At 68.8% G+C, this 16,126-nt stretch carries 14 protein-coding genes; 9 read left to right on the forward strand and 5 right to left on the reverse strand.

Annotated elements, in window-relative coordinates; all coding sequences use genetic code 11:
- Nucleotides 1-64 precede the first annotated feature (64 nt).
- The 9 genes from ACE3QP_RS11790 to ACE3QP_RS11830 all read left to right on the forward strand — a co-directional run bounded on the left by ACE3QP_RS11790 (nt 65) and on the right by ACE3QP_RS11830 (nt 7,786).
- On the forward strand, nt 65-583 hold the full coding sequence (locus ACE3QP_RS11790; RefSeq protein WP_374436259.1) for an RDD family protein: 519 nt from the start codon (nt 65-67) through the stop codon (nt 581-583).
- A 68-nt stretch (nt 584-651) separates the two neighbouring features.
- The gene (locus ACE3QP_RS11795; protein ID WP_374436260.1) at nt 652-1,308 is read left to right on the forward strand and encodes an RDD family protein; all 657 of its coding nucleotides are present in this window, start codon (nt 652-654) and stop codon (nt 1,306-1,308) included.
- Complete coding sequence (locus tag ACE3QP_RS11800) at nt 1,305-2,273, forward strand: stage II sporulation protein M (protein WP_374436262.1); 969 nt, start codon at nt 1,305-1,307, stop codon at nt 2,271-2,273. The genes ACE3QP_RS11795 and ACE3QP_RS11800 overlap by 4 nt, the downstream gene beginning before the upstream one ends.
- A complete protein-coding gene (locus ACE3QP_RS11805) occupies nt 2,263-3,009 on the forward strand; it encodes a hypothetical protein (protein ID WP_374436265.1) in 747 nt (248 codons plus the stop codon). Before ACE3QP_RS11800 ends, ACE3QP_RS11805 begins: the two co-directional genes overlap by 11 nt.
- The gene (locus ACE3QP_RS11810) at nt 2,996-3,709 is read left to right on the forward strand and encodes a DUF4129 domain-containing protein (RefSeq protein WP_374436266.1); all 714 of its coding nucleotides are present in this window, start codon (nt 2,996-2,998) and stop codon (nt 3,707-3,709) included. The genes ACE3QP_RS11805 and ACE3QP_RS11810 overlap by 14 nt, the downstream gene beginning before the upstream one ends.
- On the forward strand, nt 3,706-4,905 hold the full coding sequence (locus ACE3QP_RS11815; RefSeq protein ID WP_374436267.1) for a DUF4350 domain-containing protein: 1,200 nt from the start codon (nt 3,706-3,708) through the stop codon (nt 4,903-4,905). Before ACE3QP_RS11810 ends, ACE3QP_RS11815 begins: the two co-directional genes overlap by 4 nt.
- The gene (locus ACE3QP_RS11820) at nt 4,902-5,882 is read left to right on the forward strand and encodes an AAA family ATPase (RefSeq protein WP_374436269.1); all 981 of its coding nucleotides are present in this window, start codon (nt 4,902-4,904) and stop codon (nt 5,880-5,882) included. Before ACE3QP_RS11815 ends, ACE3QP_RS11820 begins: the two co-directional genes overlap by 4 nt.
- The gene (locus ACE3QP_RS11825; protein ID WP_374436270.1) at nt 5,879-7,249 is read left to right on the forward strand and encodes a DUF58 domain-containing protein; all 1,371 of its coding nucleotides are present in this window, start codon (nt 5,879-5,881) and stop codon (nt 7,247-7,249) included. The genes ACE3QP_RS11820 and ACE3QP_RS11825 overlap by 4 nt, the downstream gene beginning before the upstream one ends.
- Nucleotides 7,250-7,267: 18 nt before the next feature.
- Nucleotides 7,268-7,786: a DUF805 domain-containing protein gene (locus tag ACE3QP_RS11830; RefSeq protein ID WP_374436271.1), complete on the forward strand. Its 519-nt coding sequence runs from the start codon at nt 7,268-7,270 to the stop codon at nt 7,784-7,786.
- A 58-nt stretch (nt 7,787-7,844) separates the two neighbouring features.
- Here the strand turns inward: ACE3QP_RS11830 and ACE3QP_RS11835 are convergent, their stop codons facing one another.
- The 5 genes from ACE3QP_RS11835 to ACE3QP_RS11855 form a co-directional block, all read right to left on the reverse strand.
- Nucleotides 7,845-9,695 (reverse strand): ferrous iron transporter B, encoded by a 1,851-nt coding sequence (locus tag ACE3QP_RS11835; RefSeq protein ID WP_374436274.1) that lies wholly within the window; start codon nt 9,693-9,695, stop codon nt 7,845-7,847.
- Nucleotides 9,695-9,937 (reverse strand): FeoA family protein, encoded by a 243-nt coding sequence (locus ACE3QP_RS11840; protein WP_198111147.1) that lies wholly within the window; start codon nt 9,935-9,937, stop codon nt 9,695-9,697. The genes ACE3QP_RS11835 and ACE3QP_RS11840 overlap by 1 nt, the downstream gene beginning before the upstream one ends.
- A gap of 163 nt (nt 9,938-10,100) precedes the next feature.
- Complete coding sequence (locus tag ACE3QP_RS11845) at nt 10,101-11,255, reverse strand: benzoate/H(+) symporter BenE family transporter (protein ID WP_374436281.1); 1,155 nt, start codon at nt 11,253-11,255, stop codon at nt 10,101-10,103.
- Nucleotides 11,256-11,265: 10 nt separating this feature from the next.
- Nucleotides 11,266-13,134, reverse strand: coding sequence for a potassium transporter Kup (locus ACE3QP_RS11850; RefSeq protein ID WP_374436282.1), 1,869 nt, complete (start codon nt 13,132-13,134; stop codon nt 11,266-11,268).
- Nucleotides 13,135-13,290: 156 nt separating this feature from the next.
- On the reverse strand, nt 13,291-16,059 hold the full coding sequence (locus ACE3QP_RS11855; protein WP_374436285.1) for a TonB-dependent receptor plug domain-containing protein: 2,769 nt from the start codon (nt 16,057-16,059) through the stop codon (nt 13,291-13,293).
- Nucleotides 16,060-16,126 lie beyond the last annotated feature (67 nt).

Genomic DNA, 16,126 nt, shown 5'->3' on the forward strand with positions numbered 1-16,126 from the left:
AGACACCGAGCGTCCCGACCGATGCGTGCCGGCAGAATGCCGGCCAAAATTTCAGGGAGCACAAGTGTCAAATGCCATCGACCCGCGCTTTGCGCCGCCGCAAGCGCATGTAGAGGACCGCGCGCCGGAAGTTGTGACGATGGCTGGGCGCGGGACACGGCTGGTGGCCGCGGTGGTGGACGGAGTCATCGCTGCCGCCGTGGCCTGGGGCGTTTACATGATCCCCGTGATGCAACCGCTGCTCGTGGCCCAGGAGCGGGCCACCGAAGCGAGCATTTGGGGCTTGACGCCGTTGAATCTGGGTTTAGGTCTGCTGGTCTTTCTGATGGTGCAAGGCTGGCCCTTGGTAACGCGCGGCCAAACGCTGGGCAAGATGCTTTTCAAACTGCGCATCGTGCGCAGTGATGGCTCCAGGGTCGACGCCTGGCGCCTGCTGGGCCTGCGTTACGGCATCGGCATGCTGATGAACTTCAGCACGGGCATCGCCATGATCTATTCCCTGATCGATTCAGTGCTCATTTTTCGCGCCTCGCGCAAGTGTCTGCATGACTCGATCGCCGACACCCAGGTGATCAAGCTCTGAGCGGACCCGCCGCAGCGCCGCGCCAGCGCATCGACACCCTGGCCCTGGCCGAAACCCCCGAAGGCATCGTGCTCTCGCTCCGCCCTGCCGGGCTGGTGGCGCGCACCATGGCCTTTTTGCTGGATCTGCTGATCCGGATCGGCATTGACCTGGGCCTGGTGATCCTGCTCGGCACCCTGGGCGGCCTGGGCGCCGGCCTGATCCTGCTCGGTCTGTTCTGCGTGGAGTGGCTGTACCCGATCCTGTTCGAACTCAGCCGCTGGGGCGCGACGCCCGGCAAGCGCGCGCTGGGCCTGCGCGTGGTGATGGACACCGGCCTGCCCGTGACGCCCGCGGCCTCGTTCACACGCAACCTGCTGCGCGTGGCGGACTTCCTGCCGCTGGCCTATGCCTTCGGCATCGTCAGCATGCTGCTGAACCGAGAGTGCAAGCGCCTGGGCGATCTGGCCGCTGGCACCCTGGTGGTGCACACGGAGGCCGTGCGTCTGCACGATGCCCCGCAGCCCGCCGCCAGTCTGGCCCCGGCACGGCCGCTGAGTACGCGTGAGCAGGCGGCCATCCTGTCCTGGGCCGGCCGGGCCCAGCGGCTGACGCCGGCCCGCTTCGAGGAACTGGCGCAGCTGGCCGCCCCGGTGCTGCCGCCCCTGCGGGCCGATGAAGCCTCGCGCAGCGCTGCTGAGCGCCTGGCCGGCGTGGCGCAATGGCTGATGGGAAGGCGCACATGACGCCGATGCATTTCGAGTCCGAGTACGGCGCACTGTGGGCCGCCTTTGGTGAGCAGTTGGAGCAGGCCAAGCTGGGCAAGCCCGTTGACGGCGCCCTGCTGGCCGCGCGCTATCGGCGCGTGTGCGAAAACCTGGCGCTGGCCCAGTCGCGCGCCTATCCAGTGCATCTGGTGGCCCGGCTGGAAGCCCTGGCGCAGGACGCGAACCAGCTGATCTACCGACGCCAGGACTACGGCCTGCACGCCTTCGGCCGGCTGCTGCGGGTGCGCCTGCCCAATTCCGTGCGCGCGCAGGGCCGCCTGGTGCTGTTGGCGCTGGCGCTGTTTGCACTGCCGCTGGCGCTCGCCTTCGCGCTGGCGCTGCAGGGGCCGGACTTCGCGCTGCGCCTGCTGGATGCCGCGCAACTGCGCGAGTACGAGGCCATGTACGCCGACGGCAAGCAGTCCATGGGGCGGCTGCGCGACGCAGGCGATGACTGGCAGATGTTCGGTCATTACATCTTCAACAACATCGGCATCGGGTTCCGCTGCTTCGGTGCCGGCATCCTGGCCGGCGTGGGCAGCGCCTTCGTGCTGGTCTACAACGGACTGGTGATCGGCGCCATTGCCGGGCATCTGGTGCGCGCCGGCCTGGGGCACAACTTCTGGCCCTTCGTGGTCACGCATTCGTCCTTTGAGCTGACCGGCATCGTGCTCTCCGGCGCAGCCGGCCTGGCCCTGGGCCTGGGGCTGCTGGCGCCGGGCCGGCGCACGCGCCTGGAGTCCCTGCGGGCGGCCGCCACGGCGGCCGTACCGCTGGTCTACGCCGCCTTCTTCCTGCTGGTGGTGGCCGCCACGTTCGAGGCCTTCTGGTCCAGCGCGGCCTGGATCGCGCCGGCCGTGAAGTACAGCGTGGCCGGCCTGTGCTGGGGCCTGGTGCTGCTGTGGCTGCTGCGCGCCGGCCAGGGAGCAGCCGATGCGCGTTGAAGGCTTGAGCGTCGCGCTGCGTCCGCGCAGCCAGAGCGAGGCCTGCGACCTCGGTCTGGCCCTGGTGCGGGCGCATGCGGGCTCGATCTGGCGCTGCTTCACGCCGGTCCTGCTGGCCGTGACGGCCCTGGCGCTGTGCACGGTAGACAGCCTGGGCTGGCTGCCGCTGCTGATCCTGTTCTGGCTCAAGCCCTGGCTGGACCGCGTGCTGGTGTTCGTGCTGGCGCGCGCGGTGTTCGGCGAAGCCACGCGCTGGCCCGATCTGTGGCGGGCGCGCCGCCAGGTGCTGGGCGGACAGTTGCTGCGCACCCTGCTGTGGCGGCGCTTTTCGCCCTGGCGCGCCTACACGCAGGCGATCGAGCAACTCGAAGGCCAGCGTGGCAGCGCCCGGCGCCAACGCCGGCGGCTGCTGTTGAACGACAACCGCGGTGCCGCCAGCGCGCTGCAGACCGCCTTCGTGCATGCCGAGGCCGTGCTGGTCTACGGCCTGGTGGCGCTGCTGTGGTGGTTCGCGCCGGAACACCAGAACGCCGGCATCTGGGACTGGTTCGTGAACCCCGAGCAACACGCCGGCGGACAACTCGGCTTCGACCTGGTGATGGCGCTGAGCTATGCGGCCGTGGTGCTCTTCCTGGAGCCCTTCTACGTGGCGGCCGGGTTCGCGATGTACCTGAACCGCCGCGTGGCGCTGGAGGCCTGGGACATCGAGCAGGAGTTTCGCCATGCCTTTGCTTGAGCGGGCCATCCTGCTGCTGGCGCTGGCTGGCAGCCCCGCGTTGGCCGCAGAGCCTCCCACCATGAGCGCCAGCGCCGTGCAGGCGGCGGCCAGCGCCGTGGCGGCCGACCCGCTGCTGCCCGGCACGGAGACCACAAAGACCCTGCGCTTCAAGCGCGAAGAGGACGAGAAGGAGGGCACCAAGAAGAGCAACGCGCGCTGGTGGGCCGATTTCATGGGCAATCTGAGCGCCGGCCTGCGGGTGGCGATCTGGCTGCTCGGCGCGGCGCTGTTGATCTGGGTGCTGCTGCGCCTGCGCGACTGGCTGGGCCAGGGCACTGGCGCGGGCGCATTGGCCGCACTGCCGCCCACCCATGTGGGCACGCTGGACATCCGCCCCGCCAGCCTGCCCGCCGACATCGGCGCGGCGGCGCGCGCGCTGTGGCTGCGCGGCGAGCAACGCGCAGCCCTGTCCCTGCTCTACCGCGGCGCGCTCTCGCGCTTGGTGCATGGTCAGGGTGTGCCCATCCGTGCGGCCAGCACGGAGAGCGAATGCCTGACCCTGGCGTCGGCCCGGCTGGCTGCGCCGGCGCAGGACTTTCTCGTACAACTGGTGACGGGCTGGCAGACGGTGGCCTACGCGCAGCGCGCGCTCGCGCCGGAACAGCTGGAGGCGCTGTGCCAGGGCTTTGACGCGCACCTGCCGGAGGCGCCCGCATGACGCGCGAACGTCTGGCCTGGCTACTGGGGGCGTTGGGCCTGCTGCTGGGCGCCTGGTGGCTGTCGCTCAACACCGAATGGGTGGAGGTGCAGCGCCCGCGCGCTGCACAGGGCGAGGCGCGCGACAACCCGGTCTACGCCTTCGAGCAGCTGCTGCGCCGCCTGGGCATGCAGGTGGAGCGCCACGAGGCCTTGAAGAACCTGCCGCCCGCGCAGGCGCGCCTGGTGCTGATGTCCAGCGATTGGCAGCTGATGCCCGAGCGCTCGGCTCAGTTGCAGCAATGGGTACTCCAGGGTGGGCATTTGGTGCTGGCGCCCAGCTCGGAGTGGGACAACTCGGCACTGGCGGACTGGGTGCCGGTCGAGCTGCTGGACGTCAAACCCAGCAAGCGCTCCAGGCACGAAAAGAAGTTCGCTGAAGCGTCGGCCTCGGTGCAGCGGCCACGCCGGGAGTTGAGCTCCAACCCGCCGCTTTGGGGCAGCACCGAGTCAGTCGCCTCCTGCGACGCGCCCCCCGATCAGTACAACTTGCGCCCCAGGCGGAACCAGGCCCCAGCCTGGACCCTGGCACGCAAGAGCGTCGTGCATGCGCTCCGGGTTCCGCTGGGGCGCGGCAGCGTCACCGCGCTCAACAGCGGCACCAACCTGTTCCACAACGAGCCCGCGCTGCGTTGCGACAACCCCCTGCTGCTGGCCGCCGCCTTGCAGGCCGAAGCCGGCGCGACGGCCTGGATCTATCTGCACGAGAAGCGCCAGGCCTTGCTGCCCTGGCTGTGGCAGAGCGGCTGGATCGCCATCCTGATGGGCTTGCTGGCCCTGGCCGCCGCGCTGTGGCGCGCGGCGGTGCGCTTCGGCCCGCTGATGGCCGCAGCGCCGCGCCTGCGCCGCTCCATTTCGGAACAGGTGCACGGCCTCGGGGCCTATCTGCACAAGGAAGGCCGCGAGGCCTTGCTGGCGGCCCAGCAGCGCGCCTTGCTGGAAGCCGCGCAGCGCAGCCTGCCGGGCTTTGCCCGGCTCTCGCATGCCGAGCGAGCGGCGGCCCTTGCAGCCGCCACCGGACTGGCGGCGCTTGAACTCTCCACCGCCCTGTCCACGCGTTTCTGCACCCGGGCGCAACTGCCCTCGCTGCTGCTCCTGCTCGAAACCGCGCGGCGCCGGCTCGCCCACAGAACATCCGACGAAAGACACCCGACATGATCAAGCCCGAGGAACTCCAACTCGCCACGCGCTGGCTGCACACCCTGCGTCAGGAGGTCGGCAAGGCCGTCGTCGGGCAGGCGCAGGCGGTCGAGCAGATGCTGGTCGCCGTGGTGGCCTCGGGCCATGTGTTGGTGGAGGGCGTGCCCGGCCTCGGCAAGACCCTGCTGGCGCGTGCCCTGGCCCAGGCCCTGCATTTGCAGTACGCACGCGTGCAGTTCACGCCCGACCTGATGCCGGCTGACGTCATCGGCCACAGCGTGTTGGATGACACCGGCAGCGGCCTGGGCCGGCTGCGCGTGCGCAAGGGGCCGGTGTTCACGAACCTGCTGCTGGCCGACGAGATCAACCGCGCGCCAGCCAAGACGCAGAGCGCGCTGCTGGAGGTGATGCAGGAGTACCAGGCCACGCTGGAGGGCGAGACCCTGCCGCTGCCGCGTCCCTTCATCGTCATGGCCACGCAGAACCCGGTGGACACCGAAGGCACCTACCCCCTGCCCGAGGCCCAGCTGGACCGCTTTCTGGTGAAGATCCGCATCGGCTACCCCACGCATGACGAGGAGGCCGCGGTGGTGCAGCTTGCCACCATCGGCCGCGCCGGCCATGAGCTGCCGCTGGAAGCGGTGCAGCCGGTGCTGGACGACGTGCAGGTGCAGGAACTGCAGCGCCTGTGCAGCCAGGTGCATGCCGATGCCAAGGTGATCGACTACGCCGTGCGCGTGGTGCGCGCCACGCGCAGCTGGCCGGGGCTGGATGCCGGCGCCGGCCCACGCGGCAGCGTGGCCCTGGTGCGCACGGCGCGCGCGATGGCCTTGATCAAGGGGCGCGACTTCATCACCCCCGACGACGTCGCCGCCCAGGCCCTGGCGGTGCTGCGCCACCGCGTGACCATGGCGCCCGATGCCCAGATCGAGGGCCGCGATCTCGACGAGCTGCTGCAGGCCGCGCTCGACAGCGTGGAGGCGCCGCGGCTTTGAAGCCATACCGCCGCATCGTCCGGCCGAGCGCCGGGAGCGTCTACGCACTCGCCGCGCTGGCCTGCGCGCTGGCGCTGCCACTGGCCCTGGGCCTGCGGCTGGCCAGCGTGCTGCCGGTCGGCCTGGGCCTGCTGCTGATGCTGGGCGCGCTGGCGGCGCTGGACCTGTGGCGCAGCCTGCGCCTTTGGCGCCAGGGCGGGCTGCGGGTCGAGCGGCGCCTGCCAGCCGCCTTCGCCATCGGTGTGTCGACCGAGCTGCGGCTGGAGCTCATCAACCCCGGCCCCCGGCCCTGGCGTGTGCAGGTCTTCGACGAACTCGACCCGGTGTTCGACTTCGAGGGCCTGCCGCAGCGCCTGCGGATCGGGGCGCAACAGCGCAGCTTGCTGCGCTTTCGCGTTACTGCGCGCCAGCGCGGCCTGGTGTGCTTGGGCCAGACCCAGCTGCTCTGGCGCAGCCGCGCCGGGCTCTTCGAGGTGCGCGAACGTCTGGGCGAGGCGCAGCAACTGCGCGTGTACCCGAACTTCGCCGCGCTGGCCCGTTACGCCTGGCTGAGTGGCGACCGGCGCCTGGCACAGATCGGAATCAAGACGTTTGTGCAGCGCGGCCAGGGCACCGACTTCCGCCAGCTGGCCGAGTACCGGCGCGGCGACCCGCTGCGCCATCTCGACGTCAAGGCCTCGCTGCGCCACCGCAAACCGGTGGTGCGCGAATACCAGGATGAGCGCGACCAGTGCGTGATGTTCTTGCTCGACTGCGGCCGCCGCATGCGCGCCGACGAGCAATCCGCCGGCAGCGGCGAGAACAGCCATTTCGACGACGCGCTCGACGCGCTGATGCTGCTCAGCTACGTCGCCCTGCATGAGGGCGACGAGGTGGGCGCGATGACCTTCGGCTGCGCGGAAGGCGAGCGCCGCGACTTCGCGCCGCGCAAAGGCCTGGCCACGCTGAACGCGCTGATGAACAAGATGCACGATCTGCAGCCCGGCGGCCACCACTCTGACTACCTGGCCGCCGCCGAAGCGCTGGCCAAGCGCCTGCGCCGCCGCTCGCTGGTCATCATCCTGACCAATTTCCGCGACGAGGATGCACCCGAACTGCAGCCCGCGCTGCGCCTGCTGCGGCGCCGCCACCTGGTGCTGCTGGCCAGCCTGCGCGAAACGGCGCTGGGCCGCATCAGCGCGCAAGCCATCGGCGACAGCGAGTCCGCCGTGGCTGTGGCCAGCGCCCATCTGCTGTCCCAGGCCCGCCACGACGCCTTTGCGCGGGTGGTGGACCGCGACAAGCTGTCCGTCGACGTCGAACCCCGCGCCCTGGCCGCGAGCCTGGTGAACCGCTACCACCAGGTCAAGCGCGCCGGACTGTTGTAGTTGTTCCAAGGAGAACCCATGAGCGAGACCAATCTGAACCAATTCGCCCCGCCGCGCGCCCAGGTGGCGGACATGCAATCCCCTGAGGGCGTGGGAGAGCTGAAGCTCTTCTCGCATCAGGGGCGCATCGGACGGCTGCGTTACCTGGCCTACATCACCGGTGCGGCCTTGCTCTTTCAGCTGCTGGCCGTGGGGATGGGGGCGATCGGCCCCTTCATCGCCCTGCTGGGCTTGATCCCCTACATCTGGTTCACCGTGATCACCGGCATCAAGCGCTGTCATGACATCAACATCAGCGGCTGGTGGTCGATCACCGCCATCATTCCCGTCATTGGCCTGATCTGGATCTTTGTACCGGGCAGCAAGAGCGCCAATCGATTTGGCCCCCCGCCGCCGCCCAACACGCTGGGCATCAAGCTGCTGGGGCTGATCCTGCCCGGGATCTTCGTCCTGGGCATCGTCGCCGCCATCGCGCTGCCGGCCTACCAGACCTACACCGCCAAGGCGCGCGCCGCCCAGGCGGCCGGGCAGCGCTGAAGCAAAGGCTCACGCGCCCGGCAACGGCGTCGCAAGGCGCCGGCGGCAGGCCTCTGATTCAGAGGCTGGCCCGCGCCAGCGCGTGGGTCAGTCCGGCCGCGCCGTAGGCCAGGCCGAAGTAGGCCGTCGCCACGCCCAGCGGCAGGGCCCAGCCACCGGTTTCGCGCTTCATGGTGGCCAAGGTGCTCAGGCATTGCGGCGCCACCACATACCAGGCCAGCAGGGCCAGCGCGGTGGGCAGGCTCCATTGCTGGGCGATCAGACCGGCCAGGGCATTGCCCTCGCTGGAAACCGCGTAGACCGTGGCCAGCGCGCCCACCGCGACCTCGCGCGCGGCCAGGCCGGGAATCAGCGCGATGACGATCTGCCAGTTGAAGCCGATCGGTTCGAACAGCGGCGCGAGCCAACGGCCCAGCTGGCCGGCCCAGCTGTACTCGATCGCCGGGCGCGGGGCATCCAGCGGGGCGGCGGGGTAGCTGGAGAGCGCCCAGATCGCCAGCGTCATCACCAGGATGATGCCGCCCAGGCGGCGGATGAAGATCCAGGCCCGTTGCAGCAGGCCGATGGCGAGATTGCGCAAGCGTGGCCAGTGGTACTCGGGCAGCTCCATCATCAGCGTGCGCACCTGGCCACGGGCTGTGAAGTGCTTGAGCACCCAGGCCACGCCGGCCGCACTGGCCATGCCGGCGGCGTAGAGCGCAAACAGCACCAGACCCTGCAGTTCGATGCCGCCCCAGAGTCGGCGCTGCGGAATGAAGGCACCGATCAGCAGTGCGTACACGGGCAGACGCGCCGAGCAGGTCATCAGCGGGGCCAGGGCGATGGTGACGAGACGGTCGCGCGGGTTGGCGATGGCCCGCGTGGCCAAGATGCCGGGGATGGCGCAGGCGAAGCTGGACAGCAGCGGGATGAAGCTGCGGCCGGACAGGCCCAGGCCGCCCATCCAGCGGTCCAGCAGGTAGGCCGCGCGGGGCAGGTAGCCGCTCTCCTCCAGCACCAGGATGAATCCAAACAGGATCAGGATCTGCGGCAGAAAGACCAGCACCCCGCCGGCCCCTGCGATCAGGCCGTCCACCAGCAGGCTGCGCAGCCAGCTCTCGGCCAGATGGGAGTTCAGGCCCGCGGCCAACCAGGCGGCGCCGGTTTCGATCCAGGCCTTCGGCGCTTCGGCCCAAGCAAACACTGCCTGGAACATGCCGAACATCAGCAGCGCCATCAGCAGCGGGCCAAGCACCGGGTGCAGCACCCAGCGGTCGATGCGCTCGGTCGGGCCGGGCGGCAGGGCCTGATCCAGGCCCAGGCGCTGCAGGATGGCGGCGATGCGCGCGCCATCCTCGGCTTCGGGCTGGGGCGGCGGCGCGGCGGGCTGCCAAGTCGCCGGCTCGTCGAGCAGCGCACGCAGGGCCTCCACGCCCACGCCGTCCACCGCCACGCTGCGCAGCACCGGTAGGCCCAGCTCGCGGCCCAGGGCTTCAGGGTCGATCCTCAGGCCGCGGCGCTCGGCCACATCGGCCATGTTCAGCACCACCACGCAGGGCAGGCCCTGGCGTTGCGCGGCCAGCACCAGGCGCAGGTGGCGGCGCAGATTGCTGGCGTCCACCACGCACAGCAGCAGGTCCGGGCGCTTCTCGCCCTTGGCCGTGCCGGCCAGCACATCGCGGGTCACCTGCTCATCCGGGCTGCGTGGGTGCAGGCTGTAGGTGCCGGGCAAGTCCAGCAGGCGCAAGCTTGCGCCGGCGGGCGTTTGCAACCGGCCCTCCTTGCGTTCCACCGTGACCCCGGCGTAATTGGCCACCTTCTGGCGGCTGCCGGTCAGGCGGTTGAAGAGCGCCGTCTTGCCGCAGTTCGGGTTGCCCAACAGGGCCAGCAGGCGGCCGGCCGGATGGAGGTGGACGACGGCCTGCTGCATCAGCGCGCCGCGGCGTCGCCGTCCAGCGCGACGCAAGCCGCCTCGGCACGGCGCAGCGCAAAGCGGCTGGCGCCCACCTGCACCACCAGCGGGTCACCGCCCAGGGCCGCGCGGCGCAGCACCTGCACCGTCTCGCCCGGCACGAAGCCGAGGTCCTGAAGGGCACGCTGCCAATCGGCCGGTGCCTCTTGGAGGTGACGGATGGTGGCGCGCAGGCGCAGCGGCAGGCGGTCGAGAGTCATGGCACAGCGGCAGAGTAGGCCTGCATTTTCCACAAATGCGAATTATTCGTATTTGTCTTGTGTCAAGAAATGCCGGCCGGAGCGGCCGCAAGATGAAGAACCGGGAGCCGCTGAGCATGGCCAAGCAGGCCCGGGACGGGCCGATCGAGGAGCCCGGACAGGCCTAGCGCTTCCTGAGCAGCAGCGCCAGCAGGCCCACCAGCACCGCCCAGAAGGGCGCGCCGATGCCGGCGATCTGGATGCCCGAGAGCGTGACGAGGAAGGTCAACACCGCGGCATCGCGCTCGCCCTCCTCCTTCATGCCGTGGGCCAGGCCGTTGCCGATGGCCCCCAGCAGCGCCAGCGCCGCCACCGCCAGCACCAAGGCCTTGGGGAAGGCGGCGAACAGCGCGACCACCGCCCCGCCGGCCAGGCCCACCAAGATGTAGACCGCACCGGCCGAGGCACTCGCCAACCAGCGCCGCTGCGGGTCTTCATGCGCCTCGCGGCCCATGCAGATGGCGGCGGTGATGGCCGCCAGGTTGATGGCGAAAGCACCGAAAGGCGCGAGCAGCAGCGTGGCCACGCCGGTGGTGGTGATGACGGGCGAGATCGGCGCCGTCACCCCGGCCGCGCGCTGCGCCGCCACGCCGGGCAGGTTCTGCGAGGCCATGGTGACGACGAACAGCGGCAGCGCCAGGCCGATCAGGGCGTTCAGGCTGAACACGGGCGTCACCCACATCGGCGCGGCCCAGCCGCCGGCGAGCACCTGGCTCAGGTCCAGTTGCCCCAGGCTCAGCGCCATCGCCACCCCCACCGCCAGCACGCCTGGCACGGCATAGCGCGGCCACAGGCGGCGGCCCAGCAGGTACGCCAACAGCATGCCCAACACCAGGGGCAGGCTGCTCGGGGCGCGGGTCACGGCGTCCAGCCCGAAACGGGCCAGAACCCCGGCCAACAGGCTGGCGGCGATGCTGGCGGGGATGCGGTTCATCAGGCGCTCGAAGCCCCGCGTGGTGCCGGCCAGCACGATCAGCCCGCCGCAGACCACGAAGGCGCCGATGCCCTCGGCCAGCGTCAGCCCCGGTGCGGCGGCAATCAGGGCCGAGCCCGGCGTGCTCCAGGCGGTGAGCACCGGCTGGCGGTAGCGCCAGGAGAGGTACAGCGACGTCAGCCCAGTGCCCAAGCCCAGGGCCCAGATCCAGGAGGCCGTCTGCGCCGGGGAGGCGTTCAGGTTCTGCGCCGCCTGGAACACCAGCGCCACCGAACTGGTGAAGCCCACCAGCACGGCGACGAAGCCGGCCACCAGGGCGGGAAAGTCGTGCCGGCTCAGTCCCACAGGCGCCGCGTCAGATCTCAACCTTGGAACCCAGCTCCACCACGCGGTTGGCGGGCAGGTGCAGGAAGTCGGCGATGCCGGCGGCATTGCGATGCATGCTGGCAAACAGCTTCTCGCGCCACATCGCCATGCCCGAGCCGATGGTGGGTATGACGATGTCGCGGCTCAGGAAATAGCTGGTGTCCATGTCGTCCAGCGTGATGCCGCGGCCGCGCAGCAAGGCCAGCGCCTCGGGCACGTCGGGTTCGTTCTTGAAACCGAAGTGCAGCGTGGCCTGCCAGCAGTTGTTGCCCAGGCTCTCCACTTCCACGCGCTGCTCGAAACCGATCCAGGGCAGCTCGTGGTGCTTGACGGTGACGAACACGTTCTCCTCATGCAGCACCTTGTTGTGCTTGAGGTTGTGCAGCAGCGCGTTCGGCGTGGTGCCCTGCTCACCCGAGAGGAACACCGCCGTACCCGGCACGCGCGTGGGCGGGCTGAAGAACACCGCATCGAGGAAGCTCTTCAGGTCGATCGAGTCCTGGCGCAGCTTGTCGGACAGCAGCGCCCGGCCCTGCTTCCAAGTCAGCATCAGCGTGAACATCCAACTGCCGATGGCCAGCGGGAACCAGCCGCCGCCCGGCACCTTGAGGAGGTTCGAGGCCAGGAACAGCACGTCGATCAGGAAGAAGAAGCCGGTGGCCGCGACGCACAGCAGCAGCGGGTACTTCCAGCCGTAGCGGATGACGAAGAAGGTCAGGATGGTGGTGATGGTCATGTCCAGCGTCACCGCCACGCCGTAGGCGCCGGCCATCTTGGAGCTGGAACCGAAGAACACCACCGCCACGATGACGAAGCCAAACAGCGCCCAGTTCACTGCCGGCACGTAGATCTGGCCGATGTCGCGCACCGAGGTGTGGTGGATGCGCATGCGCGGCAGGATGCCGAGCTGCATCGCCTGCTTGGTGACGGAGAAGCTCGCGGTGATGAGCGCCTGCGAAGCCACCATGGCCGCCAGCGTGGCCAGGCCGAAGAGCGGGATCTCGGCCCAATCGGGCGCCAGCAAGTAGAAAGGGTTCTTGATCGCCTCGGGTTCAGCCAGCAGCATCGCGCCCTGACCGAAGTAGTTCAGCGTCAGCGCCGGCATCACCACGCCATACCAGGCCCAGCGGATCGGACGCTTGCCGAAGTGACCCAGGTCGGCATACAGCGCCTCGCCGCCCGTCACCACCAGCACCACCGCGCCCAGCGCGACGAAAGCCACCCAGCCATGCTCAAAGGCAAAGCGCAGGCCGTACAGCGGGTTCAACGCCGCCAACACCGCCGGGTTCTTGAGGATCCAGGGCAGGCCCAACAGGGCGAGGCTGAGGAACCACACCATCATGATGGGCCCGAAGGCCTTGCCCACCGCGCCGGTGCCGAAGCGCTGCATGGCAAAGAGCCCGGTCAGCACCAGCAAGGTGCAGGGCAGGATCAGCCCGTGGTAGGCCGGGGCATAGACGTCGATGCCCTCCACCGCACCCAGCACCGTCATCGCCGGCGTGATGACGGCATCACCAAAGAACACCGCCGTGCCGAAGAGGCCGAGCAAGAACAGGCTGCGCCGCAGCGGCGGCTTGTCGGCCACCGCATGGGTGGCCAGTGCCAGCATGGCGATCAGCCCGCCTTCGCCATGGTTGTCGGCGCGCAGGATCAGCAGCACGTATTTGAACGAGACCACCAGGGTCATCGTCCAGAACAGCAGCGAGAGCACGCCCAGCACGTTGTCCGCCGAGACCGGTAGGTGCGCGGAGTGAAAGACCTCGCGCAACGCATACAGCGGGCTGGTGCCAATGTCGCCATAGACGACGCCCAGGGCGCCGAGCGTCAGGCCGGCTTGGGCGGCCGCGGAGCGCGGCACAGCAGGGGAGCTCACAAATGAAAGGCGGCCCGCAAGGGCCGCGCAAACAAGGGAGTGGGCATTGTGCGCTGAGTTTTTGTGCGGCGCACCATGCCGTTGTGCGGAATCCCGAGGCAAGGGACCTTGCGGGCCCCGTCGCCTCGGAACCGCCTGGCGTCAGTACTTGTACTCGAAGCCGATCTTCACCGTGCGCGGACGCACGCCGTAGCCGCCACGCAGATCCACCGGACGCTCCTCGCCAAAGGCGTTGCCCATGCTGGCGCGCAGGGTCAGGCCCTTGAAACCGGTATAGGCCACGCTGAGCTGGGTCGTGATGTCCGAACCCAGATAGCAAGGCAGATCGCCCGGCTTCAGGCGGGTTTCGCAGGCGCTCGGCGCCCAGGTACCCACATCGGTCTCGTCAAAGTTCAGCTGCGTGCTGGAGGTGTAGTTGAAGCGCACGCCGTAGGTCCAGGGTCCTGTGGTCCAAGCGCCCGACACCACCGACTTGATGCGCGGCACACCGCGCAGGCCCACCGTGTTCGGGCGGTACTTGCCTTCGTCGATGTCCCATGCACGGTAGCTGAGCGCATAGGTGGTCGACAGACCCAGGCGCAGGGTACCGAGGTCGCCCGTGAAGCGAGTGGAAATGTCGAAGTCGATGCCCGAGGTCTCGGTCTTGCCGAAGTTCTCGTACTGCAGCAGCAGGGTGATCAGCGATCCCGCACCCCAGGCGATGTTGGAGCCCGGCTTGAGTGCGTTGGCCCGATCGGACCAGATCTTGTCCTGCGCCGAAATCGGCGCGCGGGCGATCAGGTCCTCGTAACCCGGCTTGCCCTCGCGGTCCAGCACATAGGAAGGATCGCGCGAGCTGATCTCATTGCGGCGCTCGATCTTGAAGTAGTCGAAGGCCAGCGAGGTGTCGGAGGTCGGCTCGAACACGAAGCCCAGGGTGTAGCTACGCGACAGCTCGGGCTCCAGGTTCTTGTTGGCCGAGATCATCGCCGGCACCGAAGCCAGACAGCCGCTGTTGTAGGCCGCCGTGGCCTCAGCGCGGTCGTTGGCGTCGCCGGTGCGCAGGATGTCGCGAATCTGCGTGGCGGTGTCGCAGCGCCTCGGGTCGTAGGTACTGTTGAAGAAGCCGGTGACGCCGATCTTGCCCAGGGTTTCCGGGATGTTCGGGGCACGGAAACCACCGGAGGCCGTACCGCGCACCAGCAGCTGCGGGCTCACCACCCAGCGCAGACCAGCCTTGGGCGAGAAGCGACCATCAAAACCGGTGGCCTTGTCAAAACGCACCGCGGCGTTGGCCGTCAGGTTCTTGACCAGCGGGCCCTCGAACTCGGCGTAGGCGGCGTCCAGATCGCGTTTGCCTTCCACCCAGAGGGCACCGCGGCCGATCAGCTCTGCGCGCATCACCTCGTCCACCGACTTGATGTAGACATGCTCGGCGCGGTGCTCAATGCCGAAGGCGGCCTGCAGGGGACCGGCCGGCAAGCGCATCAGCTCGCCGGTCATCTTGGCGTCAATGTGGTTCTGATAGTTGTCGCCATTGATGGCGGCGCTATGGAACATGCGCTGGAGCAACTCGGGGCTGTTCTGGCCACCGATCTTGTACTCGTTGGTTTCGATCGCCTTGATAAAGGTCTCAGCATGCGGGGCCAGCGATTCCTTGACCGCGTCCGAGCCCACGCGGCCGGCCGAGACTTCCCAGTCCCACTCACCGAAAGTGCCCTTCAGACCCGCCAGCACACGGTACTGCGTGGCCTCGGCCGGCGCTTCCCAGCTCAGGCCGGGGTCCATGAAGCGGTATTCCAGGCCGATGGGGCGCGTGAAGGTATTGAGCGGATGGCCCACCGGCAGCATCGGCTTGTTGACCTGACGCACCACCTTCGCATTGCCATCGAACCAGCGGAACGGCGTGGCCGGGGCATTGATGCCGAACGGCGTCGCCAGATAGTCCACCCGGGTCTTGGAGTAGGAAGCGTCGCCAAAGAACTCCAGGTTGTCGCCGAGCATCACGCGCGCCATCATGAAGCTGTTCAGGCGTTCGGCACCATCGGAAAACTGGTTGATGCCGTTGATGTCGGTGGTGCAGGCGCCGGCGCTGTTGCGCTGCGTGCTCGGGCAGGCCGGATTCGCCACTCGGGTCGAACCGTTGAAGAAGTTCCCGGGATAAGAGACCAGGCTGGGGTCGCCGAACGCCGGGCTGACGATGCGCTTGTGCCACTCGGGGTAGTAGCCCATCACATCGGTCAGGAAGTAGCGCTCGCGCTTGTAGTACTCAACGTTGGCGAACACATTGAAGCGGTCCTTGGCCAGATCGCCAATGCCGGCCACGATGCTGGCCGTGGTCTGCTTGCCGATGTTGGGATCGATGCCGCTCTGGTACGAGGCCTGGCCACCAATGCCGCGGAACTCGCTGCGCGTGATGATGTTGATCACGCCGGCCATGGCGTCCGAACCATACAGGGCCGAGGCGCCGTCCTTGAGAATTTCCAGCCGGTCGATGGCATCGGCGGGAATGGCGTCAATGTTGACGAAAGTTTCCTTGGCGCCATCGGCCAGGCCGAAGTTCGCGACGCGCCGGCCATTGACCAGCACCAGGGTCGCGCCCTTGCCCAGGCCGCGCATCGAGACCCCGGAAGCGCCGGAAGCGAAGCTGGCGGCAGCGCCATCGTCACGCAACTCACCCGTGGTGGTGGCCGTGATGGTGTCCAGCACCTGACGCACGGTATTGGCGCCGGTCTGCTTGATCTCCTGACGGCTGACGATCTGCACCGGCGAGGCGGTCTCGGCAGCCAGGCGTTTGATGCTGGAACCGGTGACAACCACCCGCTCCAATTTGGCGTCAGCCGATTCGCTCTGCGCAATGGCGCATTGCGCGCTCAGCGCCAGCGCGGCGGCGGCCAGTACATGTCGGCGAGGAGTAGGGCAAAGCTTCATCGAATGTCTCCACATGGGCACCAGGGGCGCCAATCCCAAAAGCTGGGCAGGCTAGGCAAGCGCCCCC

The organism is Inhella sp. (genome assembly GCF_041912635.1).
Taxonomy (GTDB): Bacteria; Pseudomonadota; Gammaproteobacteria; order Burkholderiales; family Burkholderiaceae_C; genus Inhella.